Raw genomic sequence first — 15963 nt, 5'->3', positions numbered from 1 at the left:
GCGGAGGACGTGCAGCACGAGAGACATGTCGCACACCAAACCGGTGCCGCGACGCGACCGCACCGATGGAACCGTGACACCCCGCCAGCCGCGGCCGAAAGGCGCGGCTGGCGGCGTTTCGGGGCCTGACGAACCGCCATGTTGCACCCGTGGTGCGCAGCAGCGCGGCGCAGGTGTCGCGAATACTGCTAGTCTCGATACACACTGGAACATCGGTCCGGGCACGCATCCGGCACCGCGTCGGACGGAGGGGGACATGAATGTGAAGCAGTCGACCGCAGGCTGGCTCGTCGCCATCGCGCTGTGCGGTGCAACCGTGGCCGTCGGCGCGCAGCAGCCGTCGCCCTCGCCCGATCCGGCCGACCCATCGAAGGTCGCGTCCGATCCGGCCGTCGACGCCGCGCCAGAGGCCACACCCGATCCGGCGGTCGATGCCACACCGCCCGCCGCGGACACCGCGCCGCCGCCCGCCGCACCGGCGGCCACCACCGATCCGGTGGCCGCGCTGCGCAGCGAACTCATGCCCAACGCCGCCACGCAGGCCCTCATCCTCGACATCGCCGAAAGCGACTCGCGCGCCATCGCCGTCGGCGAACGCGGCCAGATCCTCGTGTCCGAGTCGCGCAGCGACTGGCGCCAGGTGGCCGACGTGCCGACGCGCGCCACCCTGACGGCCGTGGCCGCGGGCGGCAAGACCGCGTGGGCGGTCGGGCACGACGGCGTCATCCTGCACAGCGCGGACGGTGGTCTTGCCTGGACGGTGCAGCGCATCGACGTGCAGCGCCCGCCGGCCGACGACGAAGAGTTCGATCCGCGCCAGGGCGTGCCGCTGCTCGACGTGCTGATGTTGGACGCGCAGCGCGCCATCGCCGTCGGCGCCTACAGCCTGATGCTGCGCACCGACGACGGCGGGGCCACGTGGCGTCGCGTCGACGTCACCGGCGCCGTCGCCGATGCCGCGCCGGATGCCGCCGACGCCGATGCCGACGCCGACACTGACACCGACACCGACACCGACGAAGGCGACGCCTACGACGAGGAAAGCTGGACGATCTCCAGCGACGAACTCGTGCTGGACGAGGAATCCGATCCGCACTTCAACGGCATCGTGCGCACCGGCAGCGGCGCGCTCTTCATCGTCGCCGAGCGCGGTGCGGCATTCCGTTCGCGCGACGACGGCGCCACCTGGGAGCGGCTGCAGCTTCCGTATCCGGGTTCGATGTTCGGCGCCATCGCCTACGAGGGCGACCACCTGATCGCCTTCGGCATGCGCGGCAACGCGTTCGAGACCAGAGATCTCGGCGACACCTGGAACACGCTGGACACCGGCACCGACCTCAGCCTCATGGGCGGCGCGCCGTTGCCGGGCGGCGGTGTCGTGCTCGTGGGTGCCAACGGCATCGTCGTGCATCGCGCCTCCGCCGATGCCGCCCCGGCAACGCAGGTCTACTCCACCGAAGCCAGCGGCACGCCGGTGCTCGCGAGCGTGCTCCCGCGCGGCGGTGCGGACCTCATCGTCTCGGGCGAAAAGGGCCTGGGCACCACCCGCCTGACGCAACAGTGATCCGGCACGACTGACAGGGCATTCGACATGGCGCACGGTGGCAACGTCAACGCGGGACCGATCACCCGCTTCCTCGAAAACGCGATCTTCGGCGCGCGGCCCGTGGTGTTGGCGCTGTTCGCCATCGTCACGGTGGTGATGATCTTCTTCGCCAGCCAGCTGCGCGTGGACGCCGGCTTCAAGAAGCAGATTCCGCTCGACCACGAATACATGCAGACCTTCCTCGACTACGAAGTCGAGTTCGGTGGCGCCAATCGCGTCCTCGTTGCGCTCGTCGCCGACGACGGCGACATGTTCGATCCGGCGTTCTTCCGCGCCTTCGAAAACCTCAACGCCGACGTGCTCGGCATCCAGGCCGCGGACAACGCCCGCGCTCGCTCGCTGTTCACGCCGAACACGCGTTTCGTCGAGGTGGTGGAGGACGGCTTCGCCGGCGGCAACGTCATCCCGCCGGACTTCAACGCCGACAGCGCCACGCCGGAGGATTTCGCCACCGTCCGCGCCAACATCGTGAAGGCCGGCATCGTCGGTCGGCTGGTCGCGAAGGATTTTTCCGGCGCGATGATCTGGGCCGATCTCGTCCCCGAAACCGAGGACAACAAGCTCGACTACCAGGCCATCGCCAACCAGTTCGAGGCCTTGCGCACCAAGTACGAGAAGGACGGGCTCCGCGTCCACATCATCGGCTTCGCCAAGATGGTGGGCGACATCTCCGACGGCGCGCGTTCGGTCATCAAATTCTTCGCGCTCACGATCGCGTTCACGTGGCTGCTGCTGTTCCTGTATTCCACGTCCGTGAAGCTCGCCAGCCTCACCGTGGTGGCTGCGCTGGTGTCGGTGGTGTGGATGCTCGGTGCGCTGCGCCTGATGGGCTTCGGCATCGATCCGATGAACATGCTGACGCCGTTCCTGATCTTCGCCATCGCGGTCAGCCACGGCGAGCAGATGATCAACCGTTTTCGCGGCGAACTCTTTTTCGGCGGGCTCGAAGACGGCACCGCGGACGAACTGCGCGCGCGCCAGGGCGTGGACTCACTGACTGCCGCGCGGCTCGCGTTCCGCATGCTGCTGGTGCCGGGTGCGGTGGCGCTGATCGCGGGCTGCATCGGTTTCGCCACCATCCTGATGATCCCGATCCGGATCATCTTCGAACTCGCGATCACGGCCACGGTCGGTGTGGCGATCACGATCCTCACCGACCTCGTGCTGCTGCCGGTGCTGCTGAGCTACACCCGGCTGCGCAACATGGAGCGCAAGCGCGAATTCCGCCTGCGCCAGCTGACCCGCTTCGATAAGGTCTGGGCGGTGCTGTCCAAGCTCAGCAAACCCGTCGCCGCGGTGGTGGTGCTGGTCATCGGCGTCGCAGTGTGGTTCGTGGCCGAGCGCCAGGGCGACAAGGTGATGATCGGCGACGCGCAGGAAGGTGTCGCCGAACTGCGCCCCGACGCACGCTACAACCAGGATGCGCGCGCCATCACCGGCAAGTTCGCGCTCGGCGTCGACATCCTCAACGTGATCGCCGAGGGCCGTCCCGACGCATGCACGCTGAGCTACCCGATGATGGAACTGGTCGACCGCTTCGCCTGGCACCTTGCCAACGTGCCCGGCGTGCAGCAGGTGATGACGTTGCCGATGGCCGCGAAGATCGTCAATGCCGGCTGGAACGACGGCTCGATCAAGTGGCGCGTGCTGCCGCGCGACTCGGATTCGCTGCGTCTTGCCACCCAGGGCTTCGAAACCGACTCGGGCCTGCTCAACGCCGACTGCTCGGCAATGCCGATCATGGCCTTCCTGTCCGACCACCGCGCCGAAACCATCGACCGCGTGGTCGACGCGGTGAAGGACTTCCGCGAGGCCAACGATGCCTGGCATCCGGGCGAGAACCTGCGCGAAACGCTCGCCGAGCAGGCGCAGGCCGCGCAGGCCAACGGCGAGGAACTGCAGAGCGACGCGGTGAACCTGCGCCTTGCCACCGGCAATATCGGCGTGATGGCGGCCACCAACGACACCGTGCGCGCGGTCGAACACCACATGCTCTGGTATCTCTACGGCGCGGTCTTTCTGATGTGCCTGATCAGCTTCCGCAACCCGCTCGCCGCACTGTGCATCGTGCTGCCGCTGGTGCTGGTGACCGAACTCGGCCACTCGCTGATGGTGCACCTGGATATCGGCATGAAGGTCAACACGCTGACCGTGGTGGCGCTGGGTGTGGGCATCGGCGTCGACTACGGCATCTACATCTTCGCGCGCATGCGCGAATCGATGCAGGCCGGACGCACGGTGAGCGAGTCCTACTTCGTCGCGCTGAAGACCACCGGCATCGCGATCTTCTACACCGCGCTGACGCTCGCGGTCGGCGTCTTCATGTGGGTGTTTTCGGAGCTGAAATTCCAGGCCGACATGGGCGTGATGCTGACCTTCATGTTCATCGTCAACATGATCGCGGCGATCATCTTCCTGCCGGCGCTGTGCCGCGTGCTGCTGCGGCCGCGCGAGAAGGATACGTTCGTGCCGCACGTGTGAGTCCTCGCGTGCGTGCAGCGCATCGCGCTGCACGCACGCGTCGCACGCACACGTGAAGCGGGTAGCGAGCTGGCGTGCGACGCGGGACCGGGGCGCCGGCGCGCATCAACCTTTCATCGTCGTCCCGGCGGACGCCGGGACCCAGTGACGTTGCTCGGTTTTGCTCCGATGGCCGGGCGAAGGGCAAGAGCAACGCCGCTGGGTCCCGGCTTTCGCCGGGACGACGGAGGGCGGGGCTTGACGGCCCGCTCCGATCAGACGTCCGCAGGCTCCGGCACCGGCCGCGCCTTCTGCTTCGCCCGCACCGAAATCACCAGCACACCGGCAAGCACCATCGCACCGCCCAGATACAAGCGCGGCCCGGGCTCATCGCCCCAGAACATGATGCCGAGTCCGATCGCGATCACCGGCGTCAGCAACAGGTACGGCGTCAGCGTCGACACCGGGTGCCGCTGCACCAGCCAGTAGAACAGTCCGTGCCCAAACAGCGACGACAGCAGCGCGGCATACACCACGCCGCCCCACGCCGCCCACGACGCCGTGCGCAGCGCCTCCATCTGCCCGTGTTCGACGACGGCGCTCCACAGCAGCAACGGCGCGAACGCAAACACCGCCGTCCAGCCCTGCATCGCGAATGCATTCACGCCGGATAACCGCCGCATCAGCACCGTACCGAGCGCGAGGAAAAACGCCGACACCAGCATCAGCGCCATCGACATCGGCGCCTGCAGCACGATCGGATCGAAACCCAGCACCAGCACGCCAAGGAAGCTCACGCCGATACCGCTCCACGTGCGCCAGCCGACGCGCTCGCCGAGCACGATCACCGCCAGCACCGCCGACATCGGGATGTAGCTCTGCATCAGGATCGCCGGCGACGAGAGGTTGCCGGCAAGCTGCAGCGCCCAGAAACTCAGGCCGAAATGCAGCACTCCGATGCACAGCGCCACGGCGATCAGGCGTGGCCACTGGCCCCGTGCCGGCGGCTTCATCCACGGAATCAGCAGCAACGCGAGCGGCGCGAAGCGCAACGCAGTGAACAGCAGCGGCGGAAATTCCTTCAGCGCGATCGCGGAGGTGAGGAAGTTGATCGCCCACATGACGCAGACGGCGAAGACGAGCAGTAGGTGGCGAAGCGGCATTGCGTGTCCGGTGGGCGGCCGCGGTGCGGCGTGAGCGGCCGCTGCGCGGCCTGTAAGTGCAGCTCGCTGCGCGAGCGGCAGCGCAGCGTCGATGCAGCGTGTGGGGTCTTGCTCTTCTGGCAGCGCAGCGACGTCACGCTGCTCGCGCAGCGAGCGCACTCACAGGCCGCGCAGCGGCCGTCACGGTCAGTACGAAATCCCGGCGCGGCGGAACAGCTTGCTCATCAGCCACATCGGCCCGATCAGCAGATACACCAGATCGGTCAGGAACGACGGCCGCTTGCCCTCGATCTGGTGCCCGATGAACTGCGCGATCCACGCCGCCACGAACACGCCGATCGCCGTCCACATCAGCGCCGTGCCGCCGATGGCCTCGTAGACGAAGTGCGTGATCACCATCAGCGCTGCGAAGAACACCAGCAGCGCCACCGCGAGCCGACGCGAGAGGCGCAGGTAGAAGATCGTGGCGAAGAACAGCGCCATCGCCGCCCACATGCCCGGCTTGGCCAGCATCGTCGGCACCGGGATCACCCACAGCAGCGCCACCACCGTCCACACGATCACCGGCACGCAGAACCAGTGCACAATGCGGTTGGTGGGGTTGCGGTGGTCTTCGCTGTAGTTGCCGAGGAAGCGGTCGACGGGGCGGCGCGGATCGGCGTAGGTGGCGGTGCTGTTCATGGCTTGGCTCCGGTGGCGCGTGCTGGGTCGCGATCAGACCGCGTCGTCGCTCAGGCGGCGCAGCGCTTCGGCGTAGCGGGCGGCGGTGCCGGCCAGCACGTCCGCCGGTATTCTGGGCCCGGGCGCGGTCTTGTTCCAGTCCAGCGTTTCCAGGTAGTCGCGCACGAACTGCTTGTCGTAACTCGGCGGGCTGATGCCAACGCGGTATTCGTCCGCGGGCCAGTAGCGCGAGGAATCGGGCGTGAGCACTTCGTCCATGACGAGCAGGTTGCCGCGTTCGTCCAGACCGAATTCGAACTTGGTGTCGGCGATGAGGATGCCGCGTTGCGCGGCGAACTCGGATGCGAATGTGTACAGCGTGAGCGTGGCCTCGCGCACCTGCGCGGCGAGGTCGGCGCCAATCAGGTCGACGACGCGCTCGAAGCTGATGTTTTCGTCGTGGTCGCCGACGGCGGCCTTGCTCGACGGCGTGAAGATCGGTTCTGGCAGTTGCTGCGCCTGCTGCAGGCCGGGCGGCAGCGTGACGCCGGAGATGGCGCCCGTCTTCTGATAATCCTTCCAGCCCGAACCGATGATGTAACCACGCGCGATGGCTTCCACCGGCAGCGCCTTCAACCGCTTCGCCACCACGCTGCGCTTCGCGTACAGCGCGTAGTCGGTGCCGGCAGGCAACACGTCGGCCAGCGGCGTTGCGGAGAGATGGTTCGGCACCAGGTGCGCCGTGCGCGCGAACCACGCGTTCGACATCTGCGTCAGCATCTCGCCCTTGCCTGGGATCGGATCGGGCAGCACCACGTCGAAGGCCGAGAGGCGGTCGGTGGCGACGATCAGCAGTTCGTCGCCCGGCAGGCCGTACACGTCGCGCACCTTGCCGCGATGGAGCAGGGGCAGGCCGGGGAGATCGGAGGTGTGGAGCGTGGTCGTCACGGCGCAGCGGCCTCGCGCAAAGCGCCATTGTAGCGCCGGGCGTGGGGCTACAATGCGCCGATGCGCTATTACGGCAAGGTCCTCGGTGCCATCCTCGGCTTCGCGCTGATGCGGCATCCCATCGGCATCCTCATCGGCGGCCTGCTCGGGCACGCCTTCGATGCCGGCTGGCTGTCGAAACCGAAACCGCGCTCGCAGGTGGACGATGCCTACGCCGTGCTCGGTGTCGCGCCGGATGCGAGCGACGAGGCCATCGACCGCGCCTACCGCCAGCAGATGAGCAAGTACCACCCGGACAAGGTGGCCGGTGCGGCCGACGAGATCCGCGCGCTGGCCGAGGAACGCGCGCGTGCGCTCAACGCCGCCTACGACCGTATCCGCGACTTGCGACGCAAGCTGGGCGAGTGATCCTGATGTGCTTTGGGGTGCGGGAAACTCGGCAACGGTGATCGGTACATTCCTTCTCCCCTCGGGAGAAGGTGCCGGCAGGCGGATGAGGGCGAGCCGGTTCGTGCTGGAGAAGGCGCTTGATCGGAGCAATTTGCCTTTCTTGCCGCAAGCCTCGCAAGCCTCAAACGTGGCGCCCTCATCCGCCCTGCCGAGCACCTTCTCCCGAGGGGAGAAGGAAACGCTGCTGCCCGAAAACCGCGGCAAGCCTGCGACAATATGCACCGGTTTCCACTCCGCGAGTCCGCCATGTCCGACTGCCTGATCGCCCCGTCCATTCTTTCGGCGAATTTCGCGAAGCTCGGCGAGGAGGTCGACAACGTGCTCGCCGCAGGCGCGGACTGGGTGCATTTCGACGTGATGGACAACCATTACGTGCCCAATCTCACCATCGGTCCGCTGGTGTGCGAGGCGCTGCGCAAGCATGGCGTCACCGCGCCGATCGACGTACACCTGATGGTGGAGCCGGTGGATCGCATCGTGCCGGATTTCGCCAAAGCCGGCGCGACGTACATCAGCTTCCATCCCGAGGCGAGCGCGCATGTGCATCGCACGGTGCAGCTGATCAAGTCGCACGGCTGCAAGGCCGGCGTGGTGCTGAATCCGGCGACGCCGATCGAGGTGCTGGACTGGGTGCTCGACGAGCTCGACCTGGTGCTGCTGATGAGCGTGAATCCGGGGTTTGGCGGGCAGGCCTTCATTCCGTCGGCGCTGGAGAAGCTGCGGCGGGTGCGCGAGCGGATCGATCGCAGTGGGCGGGATATCCGGCTGGAGATCGATGGTGGGGTGAAGGCCGAGAACATCGGCGAGATCGCGGCGGCGGGGGCGGATACGTTCGTGGCCGGGTCGGCGATCTTCAATGCGCCGGACTATGCGGATGTGATTGCGCGGATGCGCCGCGCCGTGGCGGATGCGCGCGGGTTGCGCGCGTGAGCGCTGCGCACGCGACCACGGATCTGTGCGATGCGCACGGGGATGCGGTGCGCGTGATCGCGTTGCCGTGGCGTGACCTCGGTGGGCGCATGGCGTTTTCCGGCACGGTGAGCACGGTGCGTGCTTTCGAGGACAACTCGCGGGTGCGCGAGGCGGTGGCGGAGCCCGGGCACGGGCGTGTGCTCCTGGTGGCCGGCGGCGGTTCGCTGCGGCGCGCGATGCTCGGCGATCTGCTGGCGGCCAAGGCGGTGGAGAACGGCTGGGAAGGCATCGTCATCGACGGCGTGATTCGCGACAGCGGCGTAATCGCGGGGCTGGCTCTGGGCGTGAAGGCGCTGGGGGTGTGTCCGCGCAAGACCGAGAAACTCGGCGACGGGCGGCGGGATGTCGTGGTCGAGATCGGGGGTGTGGCGATCGCGCCCGGGCAGTGGTTGTGCGCCGATGCGGATGGGGTGGTGGTGATGGATCGCCAGCCGGGCGCTGCGTTGCAGCCTTGAGCCTTTGCTACTGAGCCCTTCTCCCTAGAGGGGAAAAGGGTTGGGATGAGGGTGGCCCTTGATTCTGCTGCTGTTGCTGTTCTTGCGCAGCATCATGCCCGGTAGACAAGGCGTGTATGTCGGGTGGGGCGTGTTCCTTTCCGCCAACTCCGCCGGACCCTCTCCCCAACCCCTCTCCCGGCGGGAGAGGGGCTAGTCGCGGTCGGGGACGGATGGTGTCGTCCGACCGCGTGGCGATCGATCAGGGCGTTGCCGCGACCTCGGTCGATGCGTCGGCCGCCACACCGTCCCAGCCACCGCCCAGCGCCAGCGCAAGGTCCACATACGCCGCACCCGCCGCACGCTCCGCATCCGCCACCGCAAGCCGCGCCTGCAGCAAGGTGCGCCGCGCTTCGAGCACGCCGAGATAATCCGAATACCCCTCGTCGTAGCGCCGCTGCGACAGGTTCACGGCCTTGTCCAGCGCCGCCGCCTGCGCCGCTCGCGCACGGTGCACCTCCACCGCCGCCGTGCGCGCATCGAGCGCATCGAGCACCTCGCGGAAGGATTCACGCACCGTGTCGCGGTAGGTTTCCACCACCGCCTCGCGGCGCGCATCCGCCGCCTCGATCGCGCCGCGGCGGCGGCCGCCGTCGAAGATCGTCGCCAGCAGCTCCGCGCCGATCGACCACACGCTGAAACTGTTGTCGAACAGGTCCGACAGGTCCGCGCTGGCTTCGCCTGCCGAGCCGGTAAGGCTCAGCGACGGCAGCAGCGCGCGGCGCGCGACGGCGAGATCGGCATTCGCCGCGGCAAGATCGGCTTCCGCCGCACGGATGTCCGGGCGACGTTCCAGCAGCGTACTCGGCAGGCCGAGCGGCACGGCCGGCAAGGACGCCGGTTCGACGGCTTCGTCGCGCACTTCCAGCGCCGCCAATGCCTCCTGCGTCGGCATCTCGCCCGCGAGCACGAGCAGCGCGCGGCGCGTGGCGTTGTACTGCTGCCGCGTCGACGCAAGCTGCGCACGCGAGTCCTCCACCTGCGAGTTGAAGCTCTGCAGGTCGAGCTCCGAGATCGCACCGAGTTCGAAGCGGCGGTTGCTCAGGCGCAGCGCATCCTCCAGCACCACCACGTTGTCGGCCAGGATCGTCTGGCTCACCGCGAGCGATTGCGCCTGCAGGTAACCGCGCACCAGCTCCGCGGCGATGGTCAGCCGCAGCGCCGCCTGCGTGTAGCCCTGCGCGAGGTAACGCTGCCGCGCCGCATCGGTCTGCGCCGCGAGTCGACCCCACAGGTCGACCTCGAACGCGGCCTGCATGCCGTAGCTGCCGCTTTCGCCGACGGCGGTTTGCCCGGGCACCAGCGGCGATGCGGAGCGCCCGCGATTGCCGCCGACGAACACGCCGACATCCGGAATCTGGTCGGCGCGCGTCTGGCGCAGCACCGCACGTGCCTCGCGCAGGCGTGCGGCGCCGATGATCAGGTCGCTGTTGTGTTCGAGCCCACGCGTCACCAGCGCGTCGAGCACCGGGTCGTCGAACGCGCGCCACCACGTGGCCGAGACCTCGGCTTCGTTCGTCGGCAACACGTCGTCGAAGCGCGCCGGCAATTCCGCCGCCACGTCCTCGGGCACGTTGCGCTCGGGCAGGCCGGCGCAGGCAGCGAGGCTCGCCATGCAGGCGGCCAGCACGAGGCGCTGCAGCGTGCGCTTGCTGGTCATCGAAGTCATGCCTTGTGCTCCGGTGCGATCACGTTGTCGGACGTCGCCGCCGCCTTGCCTTCGCGTTTCTCTTCGCGACGCGAGACCCAGCGGAACAGCGACGGGATGAAGAACACGGCGATCAGCGTGGAGGCAATCATGCCGCCGATGACGCCGGTGCCGATCGAGTGGCGTGCGTTCGCGCCCGCGCCCGAGCTGATCGCCAGCGGCAACACGCCGAGGATGAAGGCGAGCGAGGTCATGACGATGGGGCGGAAGCGCTGCTTCGCGGCCAGGATCGCCGCATCCACCACCTTCATGCCGTCGCGCACGTTTTCCGCGGCGAATTCCACGATCAGGATCGCATTCTTCGCCGACAGGCCGATGAGCGTGATCAGGCCCACCTGGAAGTAGATGTCGTTGCTCAGCCCGCGCAGCAGCACCGCGACCACGGCGCCGAGCAGGGCGAACGGAATCGACAGGATGACGGCGAACGGCAGCGACCAGCGCTCGTATTGCGCCGCGAGGATGAGGAACACGAACAGCAGGCCGCCGATCATCGTGATGTAGGACGTGCTCGCGACCTGCTTCTCCTGGAACGCCGAGCCGATCCACGCCACCGAATAGCCTTCCGGCAGATGTTCGCCCGCCAGCCGCTCGATCGCCGCGATCGCCGCACCGGACGACACGCCCGCGTTCGGATTGCCCATCACCTTGATCGCCGGGAAGCTGTTGAAGCGTTCCACCAGCTCCGGGCCGGTCTTCTGCACCGGCGTCACCAGCGTGTTCAGCGGCACCAGCTCGCCGGTGTCCGAACGCACCGAGACGTTGCGCAGATCCTCGATGCTGGAACGTGCTTCGCCGTCGGCCTGCAGCTGCACCTGGTAGGTGCGGCCGTCGCGGTTGAAGTCGTTGACGTAGAGCGTGCCGAACGTCGATTGCGTGGCCTCGAACAGCTGCGTCAGGCTCACGCCCATCTCCGCCGCCTTGTCGCGGTTGATCTCCAGCTCGATCTGCGGCGCGTTGGCGCTGAACTGGGTCGAGACGCCGGTGAGATCGGGATCGTTGTTGGCCGCGGCGATGAAGTCCGTCGTCACCTGCGCCAGCGCGCGGTAGTCGGCATTCGCACGGCTTTCGATGTAGAACTCGAAGCCGCCCGTGGTCGAGAGGCCGATGATCGGCGGCGGCGTGATGCCGAGCACGAAGGCGTCGCGCACCTGCGTCATGCCGAAGCCCATCAGCTGACCGGCAAACGCGGTCGAGTCCTGGCCTTCCTCGGTGCGCTCGCTCCAGTCCTTCAGCGCGATGAACTGCGTGGCGACGTTGGTTTTCAGCGACGACGAGAGCATGTCGAAGCCGATCAGCGTGGTCGCGCCTTCAACGAGCGGGTGGTCCTTCTGGAACTCGGTGAGTTGCTCCACGACGGCGGTGGTGCGCGACATCGAGGCCGCATCCGGCAGCATCGCCAGCGCCAGCACCGTGCCCTGGTCCTCGTTCGGCACCAGCGAGCCCGGCACGCGCGTGAACAGGCCGCCGGCAGCGATGATGACGGCACCGAACAGCAGCAGCGTCAGCACGCCGTGGCGCAGCAGGTAGGTGACGCCCGTTGTGTAGCGCCCGGTCATGCGGCCGAACCAGCGGTTGAAGGCCTGCAGCCACCGGAACTGCGCCTTGTCGTCCGACTTCAGCAGCAGCGCGCAGAGCGCCGGCGTCAGCGTCAGCGCGACGATGCCGGAGATGGCCACCGACACCGCGATGGTGATGGCGAACTGCTGGTACATCACGCCCGTCATGCCGCCGACGAAAGCCACCGGCACGAACACCGCGCACAGCACCAGCACGATCGCGACCACGGGGCCGGTGACCTGCTGCATCGCCTTCAGCGTGGCGTCCACGGGCGACAGATGCTCCTCGTGCATGATGCGTTCGACGTTCTCCAGCACCACGATCGCGTCATCGACCACGATGCCGATCGCCAGCACCATGCCGAACAAGGTCAGCGTGTTGATCGAGAAGCCGAGCAGGTACATGCCGGCAAACGTGCCGATCAGCGACACCGGCACGGCGAGCGAGGGAATCAGCGTCGCGCGCCAGTTGCCGAGGAAGAGATACACCACGGCGAACACCAGCAGCATCGCCTCGAACAGCGTCTTCACCACCTCGTTGATCGAGATGCGCACGAACTTGGTGGTGTCGTACGGCAGGTTGTACTGCAGGCCGTCCGGGAACTGCGCGGACAGCGCGTCCATGCGCTCCTTCACCATGTCCATCGTGGCCAGCGCGTTGGCGCCCGGCTGCAGGAAGATGCCCATCGGCACCGCCTTGTTGCCGTTGTACTGCGACGAGAACGAGTAGCTCTGGCCGCCGAGCTCCACGCGCGCCACGTCCTTGAGTCGGACGATGCCGCCGTGGCTGTCGCGGCGCACGATCACCTGTTCGAATTCTTCGGGTGTTTCGAGGCGGCCCTTGGTGGTCATCGAGTAGGTGAAGTCGACGGCCTCGTCCAGCGGTTCCTGGCCGATCTTGCCGGCCGGCAGCTGGTTGTTCTGGTCGCGCAGCGCGGCGGCCACTTCCGACGGCGTGATGCCGAGCGCCTGCATGCGCTGCGGTTCCATCCAGATGCGCATCGAGTAGTACTTGAGGCCGAACAGGCGCGCGTCGCCGACGCCGGGGATGCGCTTCAATTCATCGACGATGTTCACCAGCGCGTAGTTCGACAGGAATACTTCGTCGTAGCGGCCGTCCGGCGCCGTGAGCACGGCCACGCCGAGGATGCTCGACATCGACTTGCGCGCGGTGACGCCGAGGCGGCGGACTTCTTCGGGCAGCATCGGCAGTGCGGCGGCGATGCGGTTGTTCACTTCGACGAGGGCGTCGTCGGGATCGGTGCCGGTGGCGAAGGTCACCGTCAGCGACATGCGCCCGTCGGAATTGCTCGACGAGTTCATGTAGATCATGTCGGTGGCGCCGTTGACCTGGTTCTCGATCGGCGCGGCGATGGTGTCGGCCACCACTTCGGCCGAGGCGCCCGAGTACTGCGCGTCGACGCTAATCTGCGGCGGCAGGATTTCGGGGTATTGCGAGATCGGCAGGCCGATCATCGCGCCCAGGCCCATGATCACGATGATCAGCGAGAGCACGGTCGCGAAGATGGGCCTGCGGATGAAGAAGGCGGAAAACATGGGCTCAGCCCTCCTGCGCGGGCTGTTCGGCCTGCTGTTCGGAAGGCTGCTGCTGCGCCTGCTGCTTCTTGGCCGCGGCTTCGGCCTTCTGCGCGGCGTCCTGTTCGCGCGTGAGCGGCACCACCGGCGCGCCCGGGCGCACCTTCATGATGCCGTCGACGACGATGGTTTCGCCGGCCTGCACGCCTTCGTCGAGGATCCAGCTCGTTTCCCAGGTTTCGCGAATCTTCACCGGGCGCGGCTGCACGGTGTTGTCCGCGCCCACCACCCACAGCATCGCGCCGGCCTGGCCGAACAGCACGCCGGTTTTCGGCACGGCGATGGCCTGCGGGATCGACAGGCCCGTCACCTGCACGGCGAGGAACTGGCCGGAGACGAGGCAGCCGTCCTTGTTGTCGAAGATGGCGCGCGCGCGCACGGTGCCGGACTGGGCGTTGACGAAGGTGTCGGTGAAGTCGACGCGGCCGTCGGTGGCGCAGGTGGAACCGGAGGTGACCCTCACCGCGAGCTTGCTGTCGTCGCCCTGCGAGAGCTCGCGCAGGCGCAGGAATTCGGGTTCGGTGACGGAGAATTCGACGTAGGCCGGATCGGCCTGCACGATGGTGGTGAGCAGGTCGCCGCCGCTGGTGGCGCTGCCGTTGACCACGTTGCCGGCGGTCACCGCTTCCTTCGATGCGATGCCGGCCACGGGCGCGCGCACTTCGGTGTAGCCGAGGCTCAGTTGTGCGGTCTTCTGCGCGGCGCTGGCGGCGGCAGTGCCGGCCTTGGCCTGGCGCAGCGCGGCATCGGCGGCGTCGAACTCGCGCCGGCTGACGGCGCCTTCTTCCACCAGCGCCTTGAGGCGGTCGTACTCGGCCTGCGCGTTGGTGATCGTGGCCTGCTGCAGCGCGGTCTGGGCGCGGGCCTGGTCGAGCTGGGCCTGGTAGGTGTCCGGCTCGATGCGGAACAGCAGATCGCCGGCCTTCACCGGCTGGCCTTCGGTGTAAGCGCGCTCGGTGACGACGCCGGTGACGCGGGCGCGCACTTCCACCACGCGCGAGCCGGACACGCGCGCCGGGTAGGCGAGGGTGAGCGGCAGGTCGCGCACGGCCACCTGTTCGACCACCACCTGCGGCGGCAGCGGGGCGGGCGGGGCTTCGTCCTTGCCGCAACCGGCGAGGACCAGCGCGGCAAGTGCGCCGACGGGGAGGAGGGAGAGGCGGCGCAGCGTGGGAGTCGCAGGCATGGGAAGGGTCTCGCGCAAGCAGGAAATCGGGAATCGCGCGGCCGCATCGGGGCGTCGGGACCGGGTGAACCGGCCGTGACGCAGTGCAGCACGAGCGAGGATGCGAACTTTACATACATCCACGAACGTATGTAAAGTGAGACCAGTTCGGCTCGGCGTGGTTTGCGTTCAGATTGGCGCCACACTGCGCATCCGCCGACCTCCCTCCCTCATCCGGTTCCCCGCAGCCCATGGCCAGGAAAACCAAGGAAGAAGCCCAGCTCACCCGCGACGCCATCCTCGACGCGGCCGAAGTGGTGTTCCGCGAAAAGGGCGTGGCGCGCACGCGGCTGGAAGACATCGCCCAGCGCGCCGGGCACACGCGCGGTGCCGTGTACTGGCATTTCAAGAACAAGACCGACGTGCTGCTGGCGATGAGCGACCGCATCATCCTGCCGCTCTACGATAGTTTCGAATTGCTGCTGCGCACCCCGCATGCCGATCCGCTCGGCGCGTGGCGCGGGCATCTGCTCGATTCCATGCACAAGATCGAGCAGAACGGGCACCAGCAGAACGCCTGCGACATCCTGATCAACCGCTGCGAGCTCACGGACGAGATGGAGCCGTTGCGGGCGCTGGAGCACACGCGCACGGAATTCTTCGTCGGCTGCACGCGGCGCATGCTGGAACTGGCGCGGGAGGCGGGGCAGGTGCGTGGGGATCTGGATCTGCAGGCGGCGGCGTTCACGCTGCACGGGGCGATCCATGGGTTGATGCGGTTGTGGTTGCGGAATACGGGGAGTTTTTCGTTGTATGGGATGGTGATGCAGGCGCTGGATCTGTTGATCGACGGGATTCGGAAGCGCTGACGGAATCGTGGGCGACTGCGGCTGCGAACGCGATTGCTCGAAGGCATATCCGTTGATCGAAGTCGAAATGTCGCCCCTCTCGCCCGGCCTCAACCCAACCCGTCGTCCCGGCGAAAGCCGGGGCCCAGCGGCGTTGCTCGGTTTGCTTCCTCGCGTCGGATCAAAACCAGGAAACGCCACTGGGTCCCGGCTTTCGCCGGGACGACGGGGTGGAGGAGTTCGCAGTCGTGCGCGCCCAGGCTTCGTCGGAAGCGATGCGGCAGCGCGTCTCGACGCGCACCCTCGCGACACTCGTTGCATCTGCCGCGCATCAACG

At 67.6% G+C, this 15963-nt stretch carries 12 protein-coding genes; 6 read left to right on the top strand and 6 right to left on the bottom strand.

What is annotated here, in order from left to right; translation table 11 throughout:
* Nucleotides 1-256: 256 nt before the first annotated feature.
* A complete protein-coding gene (locus HNQ52_RS05590; protein WP_183960132.1) occupies nucleotides 257-1564 on the top strand; it encodes a WD40/YVTN/BNR-like repeat-containing protein in 1308 nt (435 codons plus the stop codon).
* A gap of 27 nt (nucleotides 1565-1591) precedes the next feature.
* Nucleotides 1592-4087 carry an efflux RND transporter permease subunit gene (locus HNQ52_RS05585; RefSeq protein ID WP_183960131.1) on the top strand — a complete coding sequence of 832 codons (2496 nt, stop codon included), beginning with the start codon at nucleotides 1592-1594 and terminating at the stop codon, nucleotides 4085-4087.
* A gap of 254 nt (nucleotides 4088-4341) precedes the next feature.
* On the opposite strand, the gene HNQ52_RS05580 is transcribed toward HNQ52_RS05585, so the two are convergent.
* The 3 genes from HNQ52_RS05580 to HNQ52_RS05570 form a co-directional block, all read right to left on the bottom strand.
* Nucleotides 4342-5229, bottom strand: coding sequence for a DMT family transporter (locus tag HNQ52_RS05580; RefSeq protein ID WP_183960130.1), 888 nt, complete (start codon nucleotides 5227-5229; stop codon nucleotides 4342-4344).
* Nucleotides 5230-5415: 186 nt separating this feature from the next.
* Nucleotides 5416-5910 carry an Mpo1 family 2-hydroxy fatty acid dioxygenase gene (locus HNQ52_RS05575; protein WP_183960129.1) on the bottom strand — a complete coding sequence of 165 codons (495 nt, stop codon included), beginning with the start codon at nucleotides 5908-5910 and terminating at the stop codon, nucleotides 5416-5418.
* A gap of 33 nt (nucleotides 5911-5943) precedes the next feature.
* Nucleotides 5944-6837, bottom strand: a complete 894-nt coding sequence (locus HNQ52_RS05570; protein WP_343059226.1) for a phosphoribosylaminoimidazolesuccinocarboxamide synthase — start codon at nucleotides 6835-6837, stop codon at nucleotides 5944-5946.
* 60 nt (nucleotides 6838-6897) lie between these two features.
* Here HNQ52_RS05570 and HNQ52_RS05565 point away from each other — a divergent pair, with 60 nt between their 5' ends.
* From HNQ52_RS05565 to rraA, 3 genes are all read left to right on the top strand, one after another.
* A complete protein-coding gene (locus HNQ52_RS05565) occupies nucleotides 6898-7245 on the top strand; it encodes a J domain-containing protein (RefSeq protein ID WP_183960127.1) in 348 nt (115 codons plus the stop codon).
* A gap of 288 nt (nucleotides 7246-7533) precedes the next feature.
* Entirely contained in the window at nucleotides 7534-8217 is a 684-nt protein-coding gene (rpe, locus tag HNQ52_RS05560; protein ID WP_183960126.1) for a ribulose-phosphate 3-epimerase, read from the top strand.
* Entirely contained in the window at nucleotides 8214-8714 is a 501-nt protein-coding gene (rraA, locus tag HNQ52_RS05555; RefSeq protein ID WP_183960125.1) for a ribonuclease E activity regulator RraA, read from the top strand. Before rpe ends, rraA begins: the two co-directional genes overlap by 4 nt.
* Before the next feature lie 241 nt (nucleotides 8715-8955).
* Here rraA and HNQ52_RS05550 read toward each other — a convergent pair whose 3' ends face one another.
* Genes HNQ52_RS05550 through HNQ52_RS05540 form a run of 3 tightly spaced genes read right to left on the bottom strand, consistent with a single transcriptional unit; the run spans nucleotide 8956 to nucleotide 14799 of the window.
* On the bottom strand, nucleotides 8956-10422 hold the full coding sequence (locus tag HNQ52_RS05550; protein ID WP_183960124.1) for an efflux transporter outer membrane subunit: 1467 nt from the start codon (nucleotides 10420-10422) through the stop codon (nucleotides 8956-8958).
* A complete protein-coding gene (locus HNQ52_RS05545; RefSeq protein WP_183960123.1) occupies nucleotides 10419-13574 on the bottom strand; it encodes an efflux RND transporter permease subunit in 3156 nt (1051 codons plus the stop codon). Before HNQ52_RS05545 ends, HNQ52_RS05550 begins: the two co-directional genes overlap by 4 nt.
* A gap of 4 nt (nucleotides 13575-13578) precedes the next feature.
* The gene (locus tag HNQ52_RS05540) at nucleotides 13579-14799 is read right to left on the bottom strand and encodes an efflux RND transporter periplasmic adaptor subunit (protein ID WP_183960122.1); all 1221 of its coding nucleotides are present in this window, start codon (nucleotides 14797-14799) and stop codon (nucleotides 13579-13581) included.
* Nucleotides 14800-14972: 173 nt separating this feature from the next.
* Here HNQ52_RS05540 and HNQ52_RS05535 point away from each other — a divergent pair, with 173 nt between their 5' ends.
* Entirely contained in the window at nucleotides 14973-15647 is a 675-nt protein-coding gene (locus HNQ52_RS05535; RefSeq protein WP_183960121.1) for a TetR family transcriptional regulator, read from the top strand.
* Nucleotides 15648-15963 lie beyond the last annotated feature (316 nt).

The sequence above is a fragment of the Chiayiivirga flava genome, assembly GCF_014202825.1.
In the GTDB taxonomy this organism is placed as follows: domain Bacteria; phylum Pseudomonadota; class Gammaproteobacteria; order Xanthomonadales; family Xanthomonadaceae; genus Chiayiivirga; species Chiayiivirga flava.
Note: the sequence above shows the minus strand (reverse complement) of the source record. Positions and strands in the feature narration are given on the sequence as shown.